Raw genomic sequence first — 19,398 nt, forward strand, 5'->3', positions numbered from 1 at the left:
TTCTCAGGTAGTCGATTCAGATCAGGTCAGTGCTTCCACAGACTGGGGCTTTCGGCCGTGCGGCATGAGGAGAGTCGCGGCGAGTCCGACTATCGCCAGACCTGCTGCAACGAAATAGACTGTTGTGTAGCCAATTCCAGCGTAAATAGGCGTTCCGTCGGCAACCGTTGCAATGTTCAGGGCGAGGATGGCAAAACCAATCTGTACAGCAACAGCACTGCCGACGGATCCCACCACATTGACCGTCGAGGCTGTGACGGCCTGCAGTCGAACCGGCGCGGCGGCGATCACCAGGTTGGGTATTGCCGCACTGATCAGACCGGCCCCGAATGCATATACCAAGTATCCCAACAGTATCGGCCAGAATTCCTTGTGGGAGAGGGCGAGTGATGCGGAGCCGATCGCCATCAAGGCGAAGCCGATCCAGTTCGGCAGGCGTGCGCCCCGACGTTCTGCGATTATGCCGACAAGCAACCCCATTGCGACGGTGGCCACGCCGGCCGGTGTGGTCAACCGCGCCATGTAGCTTGCGCTTTCCCCCAACCCGTAGGTAACGCCGAGGGCGATAGGTGTCTGAACGATGAAAGACAATAGGACGAATTGGAGAACGATGACGGCCTGGCCGGTAAATTGCGCGACCAGTGTCGTCACGACAGCGCGACCGCGCAGCACCGCAATGTCAATCAGTGGGTTCTCGATTCGCTTTTCGTATCGAGCCCATCCGATGAAAATTGCCACCGCGGCGATGGCGCAGAGAAGTGTCTTCCACGACGTCCAGCCCCACGTTCCGCCTTCGCCGATGCAGTACAGGAGGAGTGCGATCGAGAGCCCGAGCATGATCCCACCAACCCAGTCGATGGACGTTTTCACTCGGATCGGGGACTCGGGAACAACGAGCATTACCAAGGCGCCCAGGAGCACAGGGAAGAGCGCCAATGCGAAGAACACTCCGCGGAAGCCGAAATTATCGATCAAAACTCCGGCAATGACAGGACCGGTGATCGTGGTGACACCAATTCCAGCGGTTGTCATGCTGACCGCCATCGCCAGCATGCGCTTCGGGAAGATGTCGCGCATCAGCGAGTAGGTTATCGGCACGATTGCAAGACCGAGTCCTTCGACGGTACGACCGACTAGTACTACGGAGAAGGTCGGCGCGATTGCGACGATCAGCGAGCCTGTTGCCATGCAGGCGGTTGCGATCAGAAGCCATTTCTTCTTACCGTCTCGATCTGCGAGCTTGCCGATCAACGGTGCGCTGATAGCGCCGGAGAGTGTGAACAGTGTTGACACCCAGGCGATGTTCGAGGTCTCGAATGAACCAGCCATGCTGGGGAGTGCGGGCGTCACCAGATTGAACGCGTATGCGACTTCTTCGGACAGAAGGCAGAGGATCAGGAGGATTCCGACCCAGCCGGCGGTTGATCGATTTCCCACGCCTTCTATCGCGAGAGTGGGGTTTGCGGAGGAAGATTCCGATGGAGTCGAGGAAGGATTATCCGTGGATGGAGCGGTCATCGTGGCTCCTGCATCTTTCTGACGGGAAGACGGGGCAGTGAGCGGGACAGTCGGCGCGGCGAGTGTGCAGACCCACTGAAGCATTTTGTGATGTGAGGCACAGTAAAATGGATCGATTGATTCTGTCAAGTGATCCACTAAATTTTTCCCAAGAAAATTGCAAAAGCGCGCACGGAGACGGCGCGTTCTGTGGATGGTGGATCCGCAACCCTACCTGGGAAGATCCATCCGCAAAGCTAGGTCCGGGTTGGATCCATGAGTGACTCGAGTCCGCCTGCGACAAAATCCGCCAGTGTGTCGAATCGACCGTTGGACAGCGCGCGAGATCCCTCGATGCTTGCGTCCGACCATCGTGCCGCCATCACGATCAGCGTGTTCACGGTGAGTGACCAGTTCAGTTCGATCGCGGTGTCGTCGGCTGCGGGGTAGGCGCGTTCGAGTAGTTTGCGCAGCAACTCTGCTGTGTCGTCCTTGACGGGGAATAGCCGAGGATCGTTGGCGAGGCTGAGTTGTCCACAAATAGTCAGCCACCGAACACCTTTGTCAGGTTCCTGATCGAGGAACTGGCGATACGGCAGTGCCAGGAGATCGACGATCTGCCTCGCTGTCGGAACGGTGTCGGAATCGACCATGTTCTTGGCCAGGCGATGAATGTGTGCGAGTACTTCGGCGCCGGAGTCGAGGAGGACGGCGTCGAGGATCGCGTCCTTGGATCCGAAATGATAGTGCGCGGATGCTGCTCCCAATCCGGCTTCGGCATTGATCGCTCGAATCGAGACGGCCTCGACTCCCTCTGCTGCGAACAGCTTTGCCGCTGAGTCGATCAGAGCACGGCGAGTTGCTGCGCCGTCGCGTGGACTGGATCGTGGCATTTCCGCAACCTTTCGGTTTGTTGACCCCATCATATCGCGATGTCGCGGCCTGATTTCCGGCCTGCTGACCCGGTGATGTCTGAGTAGATCTCAGGCGATTTAGAGAATGCACTTGATTGAATCACTTGATCCACATAGGGTGATGTGACAGCAGCCACACGAATGGCAATCGATGCCGGGTTGTCAAAGGCGCGAACCTCGTACTTGCATGTCGGACTGTCAGAAGGAGATCGGAATGGCCACGCACACAAGCGAACAGCTGACCGAAGTAGTGGAACCGGAGTCACTCGACCCACGGTTGGCGATCGACATTTTCACCGTCATGGCCCGTGCGCGTGCGATCGAGGACGCGGTGCAGATTCACATCCGGGACCACGGATTTGCCGGATTTTGGCATCCGGGCAAAGGGCAGGAAGGTGCTGTCGCTGGAGCGGTGGCAGCGATGCGAGACGACGACTATCTGTTCTATCAGGGAAGAGGAGCCACATGGCCGCTTGCCAAAGGGATGACGATGGGGCCGATCATCGGTGACCTGCTTGGAAAAGTGACAGGTTCTACCGGCGGAAAGGGTGCCGGCGTTCCTCACTGGGCTGATCCGGCGCTGGGAATCATGGGGGAGGGTGCGACGCTGGGTTCGGTGTATCCGGTGGCAGCAGGCGCGGCATTGTCGGCGCAAATGAGAGGCACTGGGCAAGTTGCGCTGGCGGACTTCGGCGACGGGACGGCGGCACGTGGCACCTTCCATGAAACTCTTCTCGAGGCATCGCGGTGGAAACTACCGCTGGTCTACTTCTGTGAGAACAATGGAATCTCGGTAACCACCACATTTGAATCTGTGAGTCCGACACGCACTATCGCCGAACGCGCGACTGCATACGGGATTCCCGGCGTTCGCGTCGATGGTCATGACGCCGTCGCTGTCTACCATGCGACAAAGGCTGCGATTGATCGAGCGCGCGATGGTCAGGGGCCGTCGTTGATCGAGGCAGTCGTCACCCGTGTCGGTGGACACTGGGAAGGTGACGCGCAGAAGTATCGCCCGGAAGACTTCCTGTCGACGTACCGAGATCCGTTGGACATCATGCGTTCTCGACTCGATGCTTTGCTGGCCGACCAGATCGTCGCCGCAGCGCGTGCGGAAGTTGCCGAAGCGCTCGCCGAGGCAGAAGCCGCTCCTTTGCCTGACCCCTCCGTTATCATGAAGGACGTTTTTGCATGACTATCACTGACGACACGTCTGTCAACCGCACGGCTCCGGAAACTACGGTGCAAAGCTACGAGGCCGCACAGGGTGCGGCGATTGCCGAAGAGATGCGCCGTGACCCCTCGGTGTTTCTCATGGGGCAGGACATTGCCTCAGGCGGCTTCTTCGGCGGAACCCGAGGCCTGGTAGAGGAATTCGGCCTGGACAGGATCCGAAACACCGGAATCACCGAAGCATTCATGGTGGGTGCAGCTGCCGGGGCGGCCATGACCGGAATGCGTCCGATCGTACAGTTGGGGTTTGCAGACTTCAGTTTGATCGCCGGGGACGAGATCTTTCAGAAACTGGGTAAGTGGCGCCATATGCACGGTGGTCAATTCGAACTTCCCGCTGTGATCATCATGCCGATCGGGCCGAGCGGTGGTGCAGGACCAGAACATTCGGGTTCGATGGAGATGCTACCGATGCATTTTCCGGGACTCAAAGCAGTTGTCCCGTCCAATCCTGCCAACGCGAAAGCCCTACTCAAGGCCGCAATCCGGGACCCAAATCCTGTTCTGTACTACCCGAGCAAGCAGCTCAACTTCAAACGGGGTGAGGTATTCACCGATCCCGAGTACGTAATGCCCTTGGGTAAAGCATCGATTCCACGGCGTGGCGACACAGTGACCGTCATCAGCTATGGATGTATGGTGCCTCGCTCGCTCGAAGCAGCACTCGTGCTGGCTGCGGAGGGTATCGAACTCGAGGTTGTCGACCTGCAGACGCTGGTTCCGCTGGACCACGACACGATCATCGCGTCGGTGATGCGGACCGGGCGGGCGATGATCGTTCACGAGGCGCCGAGAACCGCTGGTCCTGGCGCCGAGATCGCTGCGCTCATCCAGGAGCGTTGCTTCTACTGGCTCCACGCTCCGATCGCGCGTCTCGGTTCTGTGGATGCGCCTATTCCGGCGAGTCGGTTCCTCGAAGATCATTGCTTCCCAAGTGTTTCCGACATCATCGAGACGGCCCGTCACCTGGTTCGCGACTAATTACTCGACTACGAGGACATTCACCATGCTCACACTATTCGACGTCCACATGCCCCACATGGGGTCGGTGGAATTCGCGTTGCTCACCGAATGGCTGCTCAAGCCTGGGGACAGGGTCGCCGAGGGCGATCCGCTTTGTGAGGTGTCGACCGACAAGGTCGACACCGAAGTCGACTCGCCAACTTCGGGAATCCTCATCAGCTACGTTGCCGCAGTGGATCAGGAGGTTCCTGTCGGTGACGTCATTGCTCGATTTGCCTCACTCGACGCCGACCCGGTAGCCGTCGCGCAAGCCATTGCCGGTGAAGATGCAGTCGGTGAAGATGTCGCGCCGGCGGCGCCGACATCGGGTCCGATCGCGGGTCCGTTCCCGATTTCGCCGGATCGGGCTCTCGAGAGCGCGGCCCCGACAGTCGCCGCCGAGGGTTCTCGCCCACCCAACGATTCACTGGTGTTGGCTGCGTCGTGGTTCTCTCCGGTCAATCGTCCGCCCGAAGGAAGTCGACGCCTCCGCCTCGATTCGGGCTCGACTGATATGTCGCTGGAGAGCAAGAGCGAATTCTTGCCGGGAGCCAGGGATCGAGTACCGGAAGATGCTGACACCGTGGCGATTCCCGCCGGATACGAGGCGGTGACCTACACGGCTATCGAACACACTCGCCTGCGTAGGGCAATCGCCAAGAATCTGACAGAATCGTGGAATACGGCTCCTCAATTGACGGCGCAGGTTGATGTCGATTTCACTGCGGTCTCAGTAGCCCGAGCGAAGATCAACCGTGAGAGATCAGCTCGAGGTGAAGGGAAACTCAGTTTCCTTCCCTTTGTCGGTCACGCACTGTGCCGGGCGCTCGCAGACCACCCGGATGCCAATGCCACGTTCACGGACAAGCACCTCGTGCGATGGAACACTGTCAACCTGGGAATTGCCGTGGACACTCCGGACGGACTGATCGTCCCCGTCATACGTGATGCGCAGAATCTCGAACTGGAGGCACTGTCGGACGCAATAGTCGCGACCAGTAGTGCGATACTCTCGGGTTCCGCGCAGCCGGAGGATCTTTCGGGCGGAACAATTACGATCAGCAACTCGGGAAGTGTCGGCGGCGTGGTCTCGACTCCGATCCTGACTCGTCCGCAAGTTGCCTCGATCGGTCTCCCAGCCATCGTGCGTACCCCCGTCGCGCGAAAGAGCGTCGACGGTGAATCCGAGCTCCTCACCATCAGGCCCATTGCACGACTCGGATTGACCTTCGACCACAGGGCATTCGACGGCGCCGAAGCCTTGCGCACGCTGATGTCCGTACAGAAGTATCTCGAACAATGGCCGACAAAATCGTAGGCACTTCTCGACGTGAGGACATCAGATGAGGGCAGCAGTGCTTCGAGGTGGAGACGTCATACTTGCCGACATTCCGGAGCCGTCACCGGGACCGAATCAGCTTCTGGTGGAGCCGATAGCCACCGGGATCTGCGGCAGTGATCTTTCGGCCTGGCAGCACACCGATGATTTCCTGGCTGCGCATCGTGAGGCGGACGTGCCGGGAGCGCTGTTCGATCCGGCGCACGATGTTGTATTCGGACACGAGTTCACTGCAACGGTGACCGAGTTGGGAACCGGAGTGGTCGACTACGCAGTCGGTGACCGTCTGGTGGTTCTGCCGTGGGTCGTTGACGACGATGGATTGACTCATACAGTCGGATACTGCAATTCGAAGCCGGGAGGGCTGGCTGAAAGGGTTGTTATCCAGGCTGGAGGGCACCTGCACATCCCTCCGGACGTGGATCCGGTTACCGCTGCAGTGACCGAACCTCTCGCTACTGGTGTTAACGCCGTGCTGCGTTCACGAATCGTTGCCGGCGCCGCCGCAGTGGTGACCGGTTGCGGGCCTGTGGGACTCGGCGCAGTCATCGAATTGGCGCAACGTGGCGTTCACCCCATCGTCGTATCCGACCCTTCGGAACTTCGACGAACTGTGGCTTTGGCGTACGGGGCCGATGTGGCAGTCGATCCGAGGCACTCGGATCCACTGAGCACACTTGCAGGAATGATTCCGGCAGATACCGAAGTATTTGTCTTCGAAGCATCCGGAGCGCGGAATCTACTGGGTTCCTTGATGTCTGTCGTTCCACCGTTCACACGCATTGTGATTGTCGGATCGGCAATGGAGCACGAGTCGATTCGACCCGTAATCGGGATTCTCAAGAATGTGAGTTTGGAATTCGTGGGTGGTCCGGGGCGTGGAGAACATACGTACCAAGCGTTTTCCCGAACTTTCGAACATATCGTGGAGCGTCGTTTCGATCCGGGATTGATGGTCACGGGCTTTGCCGGGCTGGATGCGGTGAGTGAGGTGTTCTCTGCGCTGCGCCCGGCCGCGGGTGACGAGATAGAGCACGTGAAGGTTTTGGTTCGGCCCGACCTGCCCGCCGGTGCGGGTGTGGTGCGTTGTGGCGTCGAGTAACGGACTATGGGATGAGGACGTTGTAATGAATGAGGTTGAATCAATAGCGGAGAGCGAGCAGTTCAACGCCGACTTGGTTCGGTCCAGGTTGGTCGAGATGGGCGAGTTGGGTACGGGCGAGGAACTGACTGTGCGACTATTGGCAGGCGGTCGATCCAACCTGACGTTCGAGTTGGCGAGTAAGTCGAGAAGATGGATTCTGCGTCGTCCGCCGATCGGTCACCGTCTGGAGACTGCTCACGACATGGGTCGGGAAGTGACCGTTCAGCGAGCCCTCGCGGAAAGCACTGTCCCGGTTCCGCGGATCGTGTTCTCCGAGGAGTTCGACGCTACATCGGGTGGAAGTTTCTACGTCATGGACAAGATCGAAGGTCAGGTGTTGCGAACCGATGACGACTTCGCTTCCGTGGACGAGGGCAATCGCTCCGAGTTGGCGCATCGCTACGTCGATTGCCTGGCTGCACTGCACACGCAAGACTTTCGTAGCCTGGGTTTGTCTGGTTTCGGTAGGCCGGAGGGTTACCTCGAGCGCCAGGTACGGCGATGGAGCAAGCAGTTGGCGTCGTCGAAGTCCCGCGATCTTCCGATGTTGGAAAAACTGGGGGCGCGGGTCGCGTCGTCGATTCCGGGGCAGTCTGCAACCTCGATCGTTCACGGCGACTTTCGATTCGACAACATGATTGTTCGGTTAGGTGCCCCGTCGGACATTGTCGGAGTGCTGGATTGGGAGATGTCAACACTGGGTGATCCGTTGACAGACTTGGGTTTAGTCCATCTGTTCTGGTCGGGATGGGCGGGTATCGATAATCCGATTGCCGGGACGCCTTCTGCGCATGAGGGTTTCCCCTCGTTCGACGACCTTGTCGAAAGATATTCCCTAGGCGCCGGGTTCGATACCGATGCGCTGCAGTGGTATTCGAGCTTCGCATTCTACAAGATGGCAGTGATTCTGGAAGGCATCCATCTTCGCTTCGTCAATGGGGAAACAGTCGGCGACGGTTTCGAGGACATCGGCTCGATGGTCGTTCCTTTGGCAGAGCGCGGGCTCTCGGCACTTGCGTAGCCGAAAATTGTTGTGAAACAGTAATTTCTGATCTCGGTCGTACTCGGCCCACGAAGGGTGAAGGTGTGTGACATGGACTTCGAGTTCGACGCGAAGACTATTGATTTGAAGGAACTCGCGTCGGCATTCATGGACGAGTTCGTTTTTCCTGCAGAGCATTTCTTCCACGACAACCCGGAAGCTGGGGATCGGCAGTGGGAGCGTCCGGCGGTGATGGCGGAGCTGAAGGAACACGCGAAGGCGCGGGGGTTGTGGAATTTGTTTCTTCCGCACGATCCGCGTGGTGCGGGACTGTCGAATCTGCAGTACGCACCGTTGGCCGAGGTAACGGGTTGGAGTCCTGAGGTTGCGCCGGAAGCGTTCAACTGCAACCCGCCCGATACCGGGAACATGGAGTTGCTGACGCTGTTCGGGACTGAGGCGCAGAAACATCGGTGGCTCGATCCGTTGTTGAACGGTGACATCAGGTCGGCGTATTGCATGACGGAGCCGGATGTGTCGTCGTCTGATCCCGCGAACTTGACCTGCTCAATCACTGATGAGGGTGATTGTTGGAGGATCAATGGACGTAAGTGGTGGTCGACCGGCGCGATGAGCAGCGATTGTGCGTTGTTGATCGTGATGGGGGTGTCAGATCCTGATGCGGATCCGCGGTCGCGCCACAGTTTGGTTCTGATTCCGCGTGAGACTCCCGGCGTGCGTATTGTCCGGGGGCTGAAGATGTTCGGCTTCACTCACGGTGCCCATGGCGGTCACGCGGAGGTGCATTTCGAGGACGTGCTTGTTCCCAAGGACCACATGCTCGGCGAGCGTGGTCGGGGGCAAGCGTTGGCGCAGGCCAGGCTTGGTCCGGGGCGCATTCATCACTGCATGCGCATGATCGGGATGGCAGAGCGTGCGATCGAGTTGATGTGCCGCCGGGCGAACGAGCGTGAGGCCTTTGGTAGGTCTTTGGCGGATCAGGGGATCATTCAGCATTGGATTGCGCAGTCCCGTGTGAAGATCGATCAGTTGCGGTTGTTCGTTCTGCGGACTGCGTGGTTGATCGACACAGTTGGGGCGCGTGAGGCGCGTACGGAAATTTCGGCTATCAAGGTGGCTGCCCCGGATGCTGTGGGTTGGGTGATCGACAAGGCAATTCAAGTGCACGGCGCCGGCGGAATGACGCAAGACTATCCGCTGGCGATGTTGTGGGCGCAGGCTCGGACCATGCGTTTCATCGACGGCGCTGACGAGGTTCATCGGATGGTCGTCGCGTCACGAGAATTGCGCCTTCATCGATAGCGGTCCGGGTTTCACGAATGACGAATCGATGCCGAATGGGGATAACTGGTGGGAATGCAACTCCCATTCGATATCGGTGAGATTCGACGGCGTCTGATCGACTGTGGCGAGTTGGATCGGTACTCGCGATTCAGTGCTAACAAGGTTTCCAGTTCGCCGCCGGGTCAGGCCTACTCCTTGACCAGCGGTGAAGGAGCATGGATCTTGCGCTGTTCGTCGAGCAGTGATGACAGTCTTGGAACACGAGGAATTCGAGCGGAGGCCACTGCGCTGCACATGCTCGAAAAGAGCAGCATTCCAGTACCTCTCCTTGTCTACCGGGACGAAGTCTCTGGATTGGTCGTCTCTCGACGGGTGCATGGATCATCTCTCCGGACCGACATTCAGTTAGCCGACGTCGAGATCGGCGCGAGAAGCCTGGTAGCGAACTCATTTGCCGACACGCTTGCCGGGATTCATTCGCTCGAAGTCGGCCTCAACGGTGTGAGTGCTCTCCCCGGGATGTGCGGGGAACTGCACAACTACTTGTCCGAGATTGGAATAAGGCTCGCTCGGCACGAATTGAGTGTGAGGCCTGCGTTGAACGCGCTCCTCGATTCCCTCGCGCGATCGGTGCCGGCGCCGCAGAAGCCCTGCTTGCTCCACGGCGAATATCGTCTGGATCGAATGATTTTCGACCTCGCCGACTCCCCACTATTGCGCGCAGTGACAGATTGGCGTCGAGTAGGTTTCGGTGACCCGCTGTTGGACGTTGGTATCGCTTACGTTTTCTGGGCAGGTTTGAGAGGAATTCCCAGCGTTGTATCGGGTTGCCCTTCAGTTCATTTCGGATACCCGGCATTCGAGCAGTTGTTGTCCCGGTATCGAAGGTCAGTTACCTTCGATGTCGATACACGCGTGTTGCCGTGGTTCTACTCGGTGGGGTTTCTCGAGGTTGCTGCACGTGTGCTCGAACTGTGCGATGAGAGACGCGAATGGCTCTCGAGCACAAATAGATTCGGCGATGTGTCGGCCTTGGTGACACCATTGATCACCCGCGCAGTTGCAGCCTTGGAAGGCAGTCACCTTGCCGCATCCTTTGTGCTCACGCGATGACAGAGACCCAACGAATGCTTGGAGGAAAGTCGTGACGCACGACAATCGAACCACCGGGGAGGGGCGTAAGCTGCTCCGTCTCGAGATCCGAAACGCGGAGACGCCCATCGAACGCAAACCCAACTGGATCAAGACCCGAGCAAAGATGGGCCCCGAGTACACGGAGCTCGAGGGCCTGGTCAAGCGTGAAGGTTTGCACACCGTCTGCGAGGAAGCGGGCTGCCCCAACACCTACGAGTGCTGGGAAGACCGCGAAGCCACGTTCCTGATCGGCGGCGAGCAGTGCACACGCCGCTGCGACTTCTGCCAGATCGACACCGGCAAGCCCGAAGCCCTCGACCGCGACGAGCCCCGTCGCGTCGCGGAAAGCGTTCAGGCCATGGGACTTCGGTACTCCACGATCACCGGCGTCGCCCGCGACGACCTCCCCGACGGCGGCGCCTGGCTCTACGCCGAGACCGTCCGCAAGATCCACGAACTCAACCCGGGCACCGGCGTCGAGAACCTGGTTCCGGACTTTGGCGGCAAGCCTGAACTGCTCGACGAGGTCTTCGCCTCACGTCCCGAGGTACTCGCACACAACCTCGAGACCGTTCCCCGCATCTTCAAGCGGATCCGTCCAGCATTCCGGTACCAGCGCAGCCTCGACGTCATCACTGCGGCACGAGAGTACGGACTGGTCACCAAGTCCAACCTGATCCTCGGCATGGGCGAAACCCCGGAAGAAGTCACCGAGGCGATGGCCGATCTCCACGCCGCCGGCTGCGACATCCTCACCATCACCCAGTACCTGCGCCCCTCACCGCGGCACCACCCCGTCGAGCGGTGGGTCAAGCCCGAGGAGTTCGTCGCACACTCGAAGGCTGCAAAAGAGATGGGCTTCGCCGGCGTCATGGCCGGTCCGTTGGTTCGCTCGTCGTACCGCGCCGGCCGCCTGTATGCGCAGGCCATGGCACATCACGGCCGCGAACTTCCCGAGGCGCAGCGTCATCTGACCGAGGGCGGAGACGCTTCCCAGGAGGCCAGCTCACTCATCGCACGCCTCGTCGTCGATATCTAGTGCGCCGACGTCAGTTCGATACAGGAATTGGGCGACTCAGGTACGCGAACGGGCATCGCTCATCCGATCGAGCCCACTTTCCATGGATACTGCCAGTCGCTCGAGTGCGGCAAGGACCTTCCCCCGGTCCCGGCCGAGTTGGGTGAACAATTCACCGTGAGCGGCGAGTTCGCGAGGAAAGACGTCGTCGACGACAGCGTTTCCCTGGACCGTCATCGTGATCAGTGCAGATCGCCTGTCTTCGGGATTGCTTGTGCGGGAGACGAGTCCTCGCTTCTCGAGTCGCGCGAGTGCCTTGCTGACCCCGGCCCGAGACATACCGAGGCGTTCGGCGAGACGAATCGCGGTGACCGGTTCCTCGGCGTATCGCAGTGGCACAAGCAGTTCCACTTCCGACACGGTGAGATCCGCGGTTTGGTATACCGGTTCGACTGCTAGTTCGAGAAGCGCCGTAATCCGTTTGAGTTGCGCGACTACTTCCATGGGCGAGGTGTCGAGGTCGGGATTGTTTTCGGCCCAGAGGTTGCAGGTACGGGAGCGGAGTGTTGGTTCGTTCACGATTCCTCAACTTTGTTAACCGGTAAACAAATTTGCTAGATTGCCAGAATAGCCCACCGTCTCGGGTGGGACGATCTGCGGACTGGGGGAGCACATGAGGTTCGACGTGGTGATTGTCGGTGGCGGTGCGGCGGGGTTGAGTGCCGCGCTTGTTCTGGCTCGGGCTCGGCGGCGCGTGATGATCGTCGATGCAGGTAGCCCGCGCAATGGTGTCTCCGAGCACCTGCACGGGTACCTGACGCGGGATGGGGCGAGTCCTACGCAACTACTTGCGGCCGGCCGCGAGGAGGTTCTCGAGTACGGCGGCGAAATGACGACAGGCACCGCAATCCGAATCGAGCGCACGGATGACGGTGGATTTCTTGTGCAAACCGATGCGATCGCGCCGCTGGAGGCACGGACTGTTCTGGTGGCCACTGGTTTACGTGACGAGCTGCCGAACATCGCTGGGCTGCACGATCGGTGGGGAGTCGATGTCCTGCATTGCCCCTATTGTCACGGATACGAGGTTCGAGATTCCCCGATCGGTGTGCTCGGTGGTGACAACAGGCCGTTCACCATTCATCAGGCGTCGTTGGTGCGTCAATGGTCGGAGGATGTCGTCTTCTTTCCGAATCGCATCGAGCTGACCGGAACTGAACGGGAGCGGCTGACTGCCAGGGGGATTCGCATTGTCGAAGGCGACGTGGCCGGGGTGTCGGTTGGTGATGGTCGATTGGACGGCGTCGAACTGGCCTCCGGTCAGGTGATTCCGCGAAGCGTGGTGTTTGTCGGCCCACAATTTGTTCCGCGAGGTGATCTGTTGACTGACCTGGGGTGTCAAGCCGACGAAAACGGTTGGGTGGTAACTGATCCTGCGGGGAGTACCAGCGTGCCTGGAGCCTGGGCCGCGGGGAATGTGTCGGACTCGCCGGCGCAGTTGATCACCGCCGCCGCTGCTGGATCGAAGGCTGCGATTGCACTGAATCACTATCTGCTCGAGCAGGATATCGTGCGAGCGGTGGCGATCGCAGCCGAACTTCAGCCGAGTGAAACCGGAAGCAGCCCTCGCGGGGTCTCCTGAGCGATCTGGTCCAGCGCAGACTCCAGTGTCGGAAACTGATAGCGGAAGTTGTTGTCCGCGAGCACTCCTGGCGCTACCCAGCGGCTCTTGAGCACCAACTCGGCCTCGGTGCGGATGACCCGAGCTCCGAACTCCAGCATCCAGCCGGGTGTGGGCAAACCGTACCGTCGACCCAACGCTGCGCGCACCTGTCGCATCATCTCGTCATTGGTCACCGGGTACGGGGATGCGATGTTGACCGGGCCTGAGATCTCCGGATGCTCGTAGATGTGGATGATCGAGCGAACGACATCGGCAATGTGAATCCAGCTGAACATTTGTCGTCCGTCGCCCATCCTGCCGCCGAAGCCCATTCGGGAGAGGTTGACGAACGGGTTGATCGCCCCGCCGCCCGCGCCGAGGACGATCGACATCCGAAGTGCCACTTTGCGAACGGGTGTTGGTGCCGAGAACAATTCGTGTTCCCACGCTCGCGCGACCGCGACGGAGAATCCCTTTCCCAGCTCTCCGTTCTTCTCGTCCATCGGTCGATCTCGTGCGTCTCGGTAGATCGTGCCGGTACTGGCATTCGCCCAGAGTGAGGGTGGCTGCGGCGTACGGGTCAGCGCACGACCCAACAGTGCAGTCGTTTCCACTCGGGAGGAGAAGATGTCGTCGGCATTGCGCTTGTTGTAGCGGCAGCTCACGGAGCGGCCGGCGAGGTTGACGAGCAGATCCGTGCCGCTGAGCACATCGGCGACGCCGTGCTCGTCGGACCACGTGGCATCGCTCGTTCCTCCCCGGCCGATCGTCCGAACGTCGACCCCGCTGGATTCGAGCGTTCGAAGAAGGTGTTGGCCTACGTAACCCGACGCACCACAGACAACAACGGTCTTCATGATTTTGTGTTCCCTTCTGGAGAAATCACTTTGGCCAAGAGGGCGGCGACATCGCCGACCAGACCTCGTGCCACTGGCAGCCGGGCAAGTGTGAGCGCTTTCGCGATGATCGGTACCAGGCCGTCGACCAGGGAACGGGTGCGCGCTTGCCCCGGAGATGAGTCGGTAACCCAGTGCAGCGTCACGCCCAGATAGCTGAGCCACAAGAGCGTGGGGAGCTGGGTCTCCAATGACGACGGCGTCCGCTGCTTCGACGCCGCCAGTGCTTCGCGCATCAGATCGACGGCCATCGATCTCGCATCGGTCGACTCGGCCGAGAACGGGCTGGACGGTGATGCGGTGGGCAGTGCAACGTGCAGAAACGCGCTACCGAAGCCGTGATAGGGCCCCATGACATCGAGTCCGGTATGCAGAACAATCCTGAGATTTTCTGTCAGTGACCCACCTTCGCGAAGGAGTGGAAGCGCCAGAGCGCGGTGATCGCGTTGGATGACGAGATACAGCTCGTGAACAAGTTCGTCTTTACTGGCGAAGTAGTAGTAGGCATTCCCGAGCGAGACCTCTGCTTCATTCGCGATCTTGCGCATGGTCGTCGCTGCGAAGCCCTCGTCGCGGAAGAGCCGCAAAGCGGTTTCCACCAGCTTTTCCCTGGTCTTGATCCCGCGACTACTCATCGGCTCTCCTTCTTTGAACGCGTTCAAGTACAGCGTACGCCCTGTAGTTGAACACGTTCAAGACTCAATCTGTTGCGAGTAAGATAATAAGCGCGCATACTAAATGCATGAATGGATGTGCTTTCGGTTCGCCAGGGGGCCGGCGATGAATGCCTGGTTAGGGGTTGTCTCTGCCGAACATGTGCGTCGCGCAGTGGATCTCGGTATCGCACAGATCGGGCACGGAAAGAGAGCCGGATTGGCACGGATGAAAGCAGGTGACGTGCTGGTCTACTATTCGCCGGTCGAGTCCATCGGCGACCGAGATCCGTTGCGCGAGTTCACAGCTCTCGGTGTGATCGAAGAGGGTGAGATCTGGCAGGCGGACGAGGGGTGTTTCAAGCCGTTTCGGCGGCGAGTTCGGTACGAACAATTCAACCCCGTTCCTCTCGACGCAGTCCGGAGTCGATTGGCGCTGACCTCGGCACAGAATTGGGGGTATCAACTCCGGCGTGGCTTGATTCCGTTGGATGACAACGACGTCGAGGTTCTGCGTTCGACGACGAGCTGACACACTGGCGCTGTGGCGAAGAAACTGGAAACCGACTTCGAGGACGCGGACGAGAGTCCCGGTCTGATGTTGTGGCGTGTCACCAACGCTTGGCAGGCCTCGATTCGCGCTGCGCTGCGACCTTTCGACCTGACCCACGTGCAGTTCGTTCTGCTGGCAGCACTGACCTGGCTGGATGCAGAGACGCCGATAACTCAACGCGGCCTTGCCGAGTACGCGCGCACCGACGCGATGATGACGTCACAGGTGATTCGGACCCTCGAATCCAAGGGGTTTGTCGAACGACGTCCACATCCGACCGATGCTCGTGCTCGCTCGCTTGCCGTCACGCCGGTGGGTGCGGCCTTGGCCGGCAGGGCGAATCGCGCGGTGGAATCTTCGGACCGGGAATTCTTCGCCGCTCTCGGGGATCGTCAGACGGCCTTCGTCGCGATGCTCGGCGCGCTTGATCGACGGTAACAACCCTCAGTTTCGAGGAGATTGCTCTGTAGTTCTCTGCAGCAGTGCGTATTTGGCTTCCAGTCCGTCCAGCAGGGATTCCAGTGCGAGTTCGAAGCTGGCGCCGTCGATCTCGGTGGCACGCTCACGCAACAGGTGTGCTCGTGTGAGGTGCGGGTAACGCTCGGCGTAGATAGCGGGATCGTCCACGAATCCGCCGGAGAACGTTGCCGTCGCAGCACCCATGACCACGTACTTGACGGAAGCGCCGATCAGCGTTGCCGTGCGCTGCGGCCATCCGGCGCGCACCAGGCCGCCGTGGATGGCGTTCGCGCGATCGAGGGCGATGGGCCTGACGCTCGGACCGTAGGCCAGATAGGGAACGATGTTGGGATGCTTGCCCAGGGCAGCGTGGTAGGACCGCGCCCACGTACGCAGCGCGCCGCGCCAATCGTCGGAGTCGAAGCCGCTTACGTCGACGGACTCCATGATGACGTTCGCGACGTCGTCGAGTAACTCGTCCTTGTTGGCGTAATGGCTGTACAGCGACGGTGCCTGTACGCCGAGAACAGTGGCGAGTTTGCGCATCGAGAAGTCGGTCAAACCGTGCTCGTCCACCAGTTTCAGGGCAGTGTCCCTGATGATCGGCTTACTCAGTAGTGGAACCCGCGGTCGCGCCATCGCACAGAACCCTTTCGTCTGAAAGTACTGGACAACCTTACACCGTGAGTTTATTATCGAATTAACCTAACAGTGTTCGGGAACGTGGAGGATCAGATGACACGGGTGTTCGAGAACAAGTCCGATCTCCTGGGGGCAGTCGGTGAAACGCTGGGTTCGAGCGAGTGGGTCGAGGTCACCCGCGAGATGGTCCATCAATTCGCCGACGCGACCGGTGACCATCAGTGGATTCATGTCGACGACGAAAGAGCCAGGCGCGAATCGCCTTTCGGTGGACCGATTGCGCACGGGTATCTGACGCTCTCACTCCTGCCGCTTCTGTCGAAGTCCGTGTATCGCATCGACGGCGCGAAAATGGTCATCAACTACGGGTCCGACAAGGTTCGATTCCCGAGTCCGGTGCCCGTCGGGGCCAAGGTTCGAAATACCGCAGTGCTCTCCGCAATCGAAGAATTGCCGAACGGCTCGCTGCAGAGTCAGATCACCAACACCGTCGAGATCGAAGGCGTGGGCAAACCTGCCGTCGTTGCGCAGACCGTCGCGCGAATCTTGTTCTGAAATCCTGCAAGAAGAAAGCAGACTCCACATGAATCTCGAACTGACCACTGAGGAAGTTGCGTTCCGCGAGGAGATGCGAAAGTTCTTCACCACTGAATTCTCGCCCGAACTTCGATCACGTGCAGCCGGATTCGGAAAGCTGACTCGTGAGGACATCGTTGCGGGCCAACAGATTCTGAACGCACACGGGTTGGCGGTTCCACACTGGCCGGTCGAATGGGGTGGCAAGGACTGGACTCCGGTTCAGCGCCACATCTATTCCGAGGAAATGCAGTTGGCGTCGGTACCCAACCCGTTGCCGTTCAACGTGAGCATGGTTGGGCCCGTTATCGCTGCCTTCGGTTCGCAGGAGCAGAAGGAGAAATTTCTCCCCGCTACGGCCAACGCCGATATCTGGTGGTGCCAGGGTTTTTCGGAACCCGAAGCCGGTTCGGATCTCGCTTCACTCAAGACGGCCGCTGTCCGTGACGGAGCGGATTACATCGTCAACGGTCAGAAGACGTGGACTACTCTCGCTCAGCACGCCGAGTGGATCTTCTGTCTGGTTCGCACAGATGCCAGTGCCCAGAAGCGGCAGGCCGGAATTTCGTTCTTGCTCATCGATCTGGCAACTCCCGGCATCACGGTTCGCCCCATCAAACTGATCGACGGCAGCGTCGAGGTCAACGAGGTGTTCTTCGACAACGTCCGCGTGCCTGCGGAGAATCTTGTCGGCGAGGAGAACAAGGGCTGGGACTACGCCAAGTTCCTGCTCGGCAACGAACGCACGGGCGTCACGCGGGTCGGGTTCTCCAAAACTCTTGTCGCCACGGCAAAAGAGAAGGCGCGGGAGGTTCGCGTCGGAACCGGCACCCTCCTCGATGATCCGTTGTTCGCGGCTCGGTTGGCTGAGCTGGAAAACGATTTGCTTGCGCTGGATCTGACTCAACTGCGAGTTGTGGCGAGTTCGGCAGACGGCAAGCCGAACCCGGCGTCCTCGCTGCTCAAGCTCCGTGGCTCCGAATTGCAGCAGGCAGCAACGGAATTGCTGATGGATGTTGCGGGTCCGGACTCGTTGCCGGTGAACACGGCCGAGATCGACTCGCCGGAGTGGGCGCAGCAAGCGGCGCCGCGCTACCTGAACTACCGGAAGGTTTCCATCTACAGCGGATCAAGTGAGGTGCAGCGCTCCATCATTGCCTCCTCGATTCTCGGATTGTGAGCATCTGACATGAATTTCGAACTCGACGACGAGCAGACGATGCTTCGCGACACGACGCGTGAATTGCTCAACCGCAGCTACGACGCGGAGAAGCGCAACGCCACCTCGGCTACTGACGAGGGATGGAATGCCGCGGTGTGGAAGCAGTTCGCGGAGCTTGGGCTGCTCGGCCTGCCGTTCGCGGAGTCTGACGGCGGAATGGGCGCTGGACCGGTCGAGACCATGGTCGTGATGACCGAACTGGGCCGAGCGCTTGCACCCGAGCCGTATCTGGGTGGTGTTCTGATCCCCGGCGGTTTGATCGCGGCGCTCGGTTCGGCAGATCAGCGGGCGCGGCTCCTGCCGGCGCTCAGCGACGGGACCACTCTGTCGGCCTTCGCACATACGGAACCTGGCACGCGCTGGCCGGTTGCCACCGTCACGGCCGCGGCTTCACATTCGGGATCGGGGTGGACGATCACCGGCGTCAAGAACCCGGTCCTGCAGGGCGACAGCGCGCACGTCGTGATTGTCAGCGCCGCACTTCCAGGCGGCGGCACTGGGCTCTTCCTGGTAGATGCAGACGGTTCGGGTGTCGTACGGCGCACGTACGCCACTCACGACGGCCGGCGCGGTGCGCAGTTCACGTTCACCGATGCCGCGGCCGAACAACTTGGTGAGGGCGGCGATGTCGCGGAGGCGATCGTCGAAGCAGAGGTTCGGGCGCAGGCGGCTCTGTGCGCCGAGGCGATCGGGATCATGACCGAAGCGCTGCGACTGACGACGGATTACCTGAAGCAGCGCAAGCAGTTCGGCGTTCCGCTCGCGAAGTTCCAGACTTTGACGCATCGGGCTGCCGACATGTACGTGGCGCTCGAGTTGGCGAGCAGTATGAGTCTGTACGCCACCATGGCCATCGCCGACGGCGTGATCGATCCGACCATCGCGTCGCGCGCGAAGCTGGCTGTCGGTCGCGCCGCGCATCAGATCGGTCAGGAAGCAATTCAGATGCACGGTGGTATCGGAATGACAGCCGAGTATCCGGTAGGGCACTACGTCTCGCGGCTGGTGGCCATCGAACACACTTTGGGTGCCTCGGACGATCACCTCAGGGTGCTGGCCGCCGGCGTCTCGAACTATTCGATGGTGAACGTCACCGAGTAGATCGGTCGTGAAGATAATGGGAGGTCACGCGCAGGTCGCGTGGCCTCCCTTGTCTGTGCGGG

20 protein-coding genes are annotated in these 19,398 nt (G+C 60.0%); 14 read left to right on the forward strand and 6 right to left on the reverse strand.

Annotation, left to right across the window (positions count from 1 at the left end; translation table 11 throughout):
• Positions 1–21: 21 nt before the first annotated feature.
• Both ACFWEM_RS04975 and ACFWEM_RS04980 read right to left on the reverse strand, forming a co-directional pair.
• Positions 22–1,437 (reverse strand): MFS transporter, encoded by a 1,416-nt coding sequence (locus ACFWEM_RS04975; protein WP_007735413.1) that lies wholly within the window; start codon positions 1,435–1,437, stop codon positions 22–24.
• Between the two features lie 317 nt (positions 1,438–1,754).
• Positions 1,755–2,390 (reverse strand): TetR/AcrR family transcriptional regulator, encoded by a 636-nt coding sequence (locus tag ACFWEM_RS04980; protein ID WP_228232242.1) that lies wholly within the window; start codon positions 2,388–2,390, stop codon positions 1,755–1,757.
• 235 nt (positions 2,391–2,625) lie between these two features.
• Between ACFWEM_RS04980 and ACFWEM_RS04985 the strand changes: the two genes are divergently transcribed.
• The 8 genes from ACFWEM_RS04985 to lipA all read left to right on the forward strand — a co-directional run bounded on the left by ACFWEM_RS04985 (position 2,626) and on the right by lipA (position 11,592).
• Positions 2,626–3,609 (forward strand): thiamine pyrophosphate-dependent dehydrogenase E1 component subunit alpha, encoded by a 984-nt coding sequence (locus ACFWEM_RS04985; RefSeq protein WP_378531662.1) that lies wholly within the window; start codon positions 2,626–2,628, stop codon positions 3,607–3,609.
• Positions 3,606–4,628, forward strand: a complete 1,023-nt coding sequence (locus ACFWEM_RS04990) for an alpha-ketoacid dehydrogenase subunit beta (RefSeq protein WP_007735418.1) — start codon at positions 3,606–3,608, stop codon at positions 4,626–4,628. Before ACFWEM_RS04985 ends, ACFWEM_RS04990 begins: the two co-directional genes overlap by 4 nt.
• A gap of 25 nt (positions 4,629–4,653) precedes the next feature.
• Positions 4,654–5,967 carry a dihydrolipoamide acetyltransferase family protein gene (locus tag ACFWEM_RS04995; protein ID WP_030538054.1) on the forward strand — a complete coding sequence of 438 codons (1,314 nt, stop codon included), beginning with the start codon at positions 4,654–4,656 and terminating at the stop codon, positions 5,965–5,967.
• Positions 5,968–5,992: 25 nt separating this feature from the next.
• Positions 5,993–7,090, forward strand: a complete 1,098-nt coding sequence (locus ACFWEM_RS05000; protein WP_083056705.1) for an alcohol dehydrogenase catalytic domain-containing protein — start codon at positions 5,993–5,995, stop codon at positions 7,088–7,090.
• 25 nt (positions 7,091–7,115) lie between these two features.
• Entirely contained in the window at positions 7,116–8,153 is a 1,038-nt protein-coding gene (locus tag ACFWEM_RS05005; RefSeq protein WP_378531665.1) for a phosphotransferase family protein, read from the forward strand.
• A gap of 72 nt (positions 8,154–8,225) precedes the next feature.
• Positions 8,226–9,437: an acyl-CoA dehydrogenase family protein gene (locus ACFWEM_RS05010; RefSeq protein WP_030538056.1), complete on the forward strand. Its 1,212-nt coding sequence runs from the start codon at positions 8,226–8,228 to the stop codon at positions 9,435–9,437.
• A 54-nt stretch (positions 9,438–9,491) separates the two neighbouring features.
• Positions 9,492–10,532, forward strand: coding sequence for a phosphotransferase family protein (locus ACFWEM_RS05015; RefSeq protein ID WP_378532747.1), 1,041 nt, complete (start codon positions 9,492–9,494; stop codon positions 10,530–10,532).
• Between the two features lie 31 nt (positions 10,533–10,563).
• Complete coding sequence (gene lipA, locus ACFWEM_RS05020; protein ID WP_378531667.1) at positions 10,564–11,592, forward strand: lipoyl synthase; 1,029 nt, start codon at positions 10,564–10,566, stop codon at positions 11,590–11,592.
• A 36-nt stretch (positions 11,593–11,628) separates the two neighbouring features.
• Here lipA and ACFWEM_RS05025 read toward each other — a convergent pair whose 3' ends face one another.
• Positions 11,629–12,150 carry a MarR family winged helix-turn-helix transcriptional regulator gene (locus ACFWEM_RS05025; RefSeq protein WP_007731333.1) on the reverse strand — a complete coding sequence of 174 codons (522 nt, stop codon included), beginning with the start codon at positions 12,148–12,150 and terminating at the stop codon, positions 11,629–11,631.
• Between the two features lie 94 nt (positions 12,151–12,244).
• On the opposite strand from ACFWEM_RS05025, the gene ACFWEM_RS05030 reads away from it, so the two are divergent.
• Positions 12,245–13,213 carry an NAD(P)/FAD-dependent oxidoreductase gene (locus tag ACFWEM_RS05030; protein WP_378531669.1) on the forward strand — a complete coding sequence of 323 codons (969 nt, stop codon included), beginning with the start codon at positions 12,245–12,247 and terminating at the stop codon, positions 13,211–13,213.
• Here the strand turns inward: ACFWEM_RS05030 and ACFWEM_RS05035 are convergent.
• The gene (locus ACFWEM_RS05035) at positions 13,171–14,091 is read right to left on the reverse strand and encodes a TIGR01777 family oxidoreductase (protein ID WP_378531671.1); all 921 of its coding nucleotides are present in this window, start codon (positions 14,089–14,091) and stop codon (positions 13,171–13,173) included. The two genes, ACFWEM_RS05030 and ACFWEM_RS05035, sit on opposite strands and share 43 nt — an antisense overlap.
• Positions 14,088–14,765 (reverse strand): TetR family transcriptional regulator, encoded by a 678-nt coding sequence (locus tag ACFWEM_RS05040; RefSeq protein WP_378531673.1) that lies wholly within the window; start codon positions 14,763–14,765, stop codon positions 14,088–14,090. The genes ACFWEM_RS05035 and ACFWEM_RS05040 overlap by 4 nt, the downstream gene beginning before the upstream one ends.
• A gap of 145 nt (positions 14,766–14,910) precedes the next feature.
• Between ACFWEM_RS05040 and ACFWEM_RS05045 the strand changes: the two genes are divergently transcribed.
• Together ACFWEM_RS05045 and ACFWEM_RS05050 are read left to right on the forward strand one after the other, a co-directional pair.
• On the forward strand, positions 14,911–15,315 hold the full coding sequence (locus tag ACFWEM_RS05045; protein WP_378531675.1) for an EVE domain-containing protein: 405 nt from the start codon (positions 14,911–14,913) through the stop codon (positions 15,313–15,315).
• A gap of 12 nt (positions 15,316–15,327) precedes the next feature.
• Positions 15,328–15,774 carry a MarR family winged helix-turn-helix transcriptional regulator gene (locus ACFWEM_RS05050; protein ID WP_378531677.1) on the forward strand — a complete coding sequence of 149 codons (447 nt, stop codon included), beginning with the start codon at positions 15,328–15,330 and terminating at the stop codon, positions 15,772–15,774.
• A gap of 6 nt (positions 15,775–15,780) precedes the next feature.
• Here the strand turns inward: ACFWEM_RS05050 and ACFWEM_RS05055 are convergent, their stop codons facing one another.
• On the reverse strand, positions 15,781–16,434 hold the full coding sequence (locus tag ACFWEM_RS05055) for a TetR/AcrR family transcriptional regulator (protein ID WP_378531679.1): 654 nt from the start codon (positions 16,432–16,434) through the stop codon (positions 15,781–15,783).
• A gap of 96 nt (positions 16,435–16,530) precedes the next feature.
• Here ACFWEM_RS05055 and ACFWEM_RS05060 point away from each other — a divergent pair, with 96 nt between their 5' ends.
• From ACFWEM_RS05060 to ACFWEM_RS05070, 3 genes are read left to right on the forward strand one after another with little or no spacing between them, the layout of a single operon-like run.
• Positions 16,531–16,992: a MaoC family dehydratase gene (locus ACFWEM_RS05060; RefSeq protein WP_042453553.1), complete on the forward strand. Its 462-nt coding sequence runs from the start codon at positions 16,531–16,533 to the stop codon at positions 16,990–16,992.
• 28 nt (positions 16,993–17,020) lie between these two features.
• The gene (locus tag ACFWEM_RS05065; protein ID WP_378531682.1) at positions 17,021–18,193 is read left to right on the forward strand and encodes an acyl-CoA dehydrogenase family protein; all 1,173 of its coding nucleotides are present in this window, start codon (positions 17,021–17,023) and stop codon (positions 18,191–18,193) included.
• Positions 18,194–18,202: 9 nt separating this feature from the next.
• Positions 18,203–19,336 (forward strand): acyl-CoA dehydrogenase family protein, encoded by a 1,134-nt coding sequence (locus ACFWEM_RS05070; protein ID WP_378531684.1) that lies wholly within the window; start codon positions 18,203–18,205, stop codon positions 19,334–19,336.
• The last annotated feature ends 62 nt before the right edge of the window (positions 19,337–19,398 follow it).

It is taken from the genome of Rhodococcus sp. NPDC060176 (assembly GCF_042728675.1).
Classification (GTDB): domain Bacteria; phylum Actinomycetota; class Actinomycetes; order Mycobacteriales; family Mycobacteriaceae; genus Rhodococcus_F.

Bases quoted from the DNA above. Each gene is read 5' to 3' on its own strand.
- ACFWEM_RS04980 (WP_228232242.1), bottom strand. From the start codon at position 2,390: ATGCCACGATCCAGTCCACGCGACGGCGCAGCAACTCGCCGTGCTCTG.
- ACFWEM_RS04985 (WP_378531662.1), top strand. From the start codon at position 2,626: ATGGCCACGCACACAAGCGAACAGCTGACCGAAGTAGTGGAACCGGAG.
- ACFWEM_RS04990 (WP_007735418.1), top strand. From the start codon at position 3,606: ATGACTATCACTGACGACACGTCTGTCAACCGCACGGCTCCGGAAACT.
- ACFWEM_RS04995 (WP_030538054.1), top strand. From the start codon at position 4,654: ATGCTCACACTATTCGACGTCCACATGCCCCACATGGGGTCGGTGGAA.
- ACFWEM_RS05000 (WP_083056705.1), top strand. From the start codon at position 5,993: ATGAGGGCAGCAGTGCTTCGAGGTGGAGACGTCATACTTGCCGACATT.
- ACFWEM_RS05005 (WP_378531665.1), top strand. From the start codon at position 7,116: ATGAATGAGGTTGAATCAATAGCGGAGAGCGAGCAGTTCAACGCCGAC.
- ACFWEM_RS05010 (WP_030538056.1), top strand. From the start codon at position 8,226: ATGGACTTCGAGTTCGACGCGAAGACTATTGATTTGAAGGAACTCGCG.
- ACFWEM_RS05015 (WP_378532747.1), top strand. From the start codon at position 9,492: ATGCAACTCCCATTCGATATCGGTGAGATTCGACGGCGTCTGATCGAC.
- ACFWEM_RS05030 (WP_378531669.1), top strand. From the start codon at position 12,245: ATGAGGTTCGACGTGGTGATTGTCGGTGGCGGTGCGGCGGGGTTGAGT.
- ACFWEM_RS05035 (WP_378531671.1), bottom strand. From the start codon at position 14,091: ATGAAGACCGTTGTTGTCTGTGGTGCGTCGGGTTACGTAGGCCAACAC.
- ACFWEM_RS05040 (WP_378531673.1), bottom strand. From the start codon at position 14,765: ATGAGTAGTCGCGGGATCAAGACCAGGGAAAAGCTGGTGGAAACCGCT.
- ACFWEM_RS05045 (WP_378531675.1), top strand. From the start codon at position 14,911: ATGAATGCCTGGTTAGGGGTTGTCTCTGCCGAACATGTGCGTCGCGCA.
- ACFWEM_RS05055 (WP_378531679.1), bottom strand. From the start codon at position 16,434: ATGGCGCGACCGCGGGTTCCACTACTGAGTAAGCCGATCATCAGGGAC.
- ACFWEM_RS05060 (WP_042453553.1), top strand. From the start codon at position 16,531: ATGACACGGGTGTTCGAGAACAAGTCCGATCTCCTGGGGGCAGTCGGT.
- ACFWEM_RS05065 (WP_378531682.1), top strand. From the start codon at position 17,021: ATGAATCTCGAACTGACCACTGAGGAAGTTGCGTTCCGCGAGGAGATG.
- ACFWEM_RS05070 (WP_378531684.1), top strand. From the start codon at position 18,203: ATGAATTTCGAACTCGACGACGAGCAGACGATGCTTCGCGACACGACG.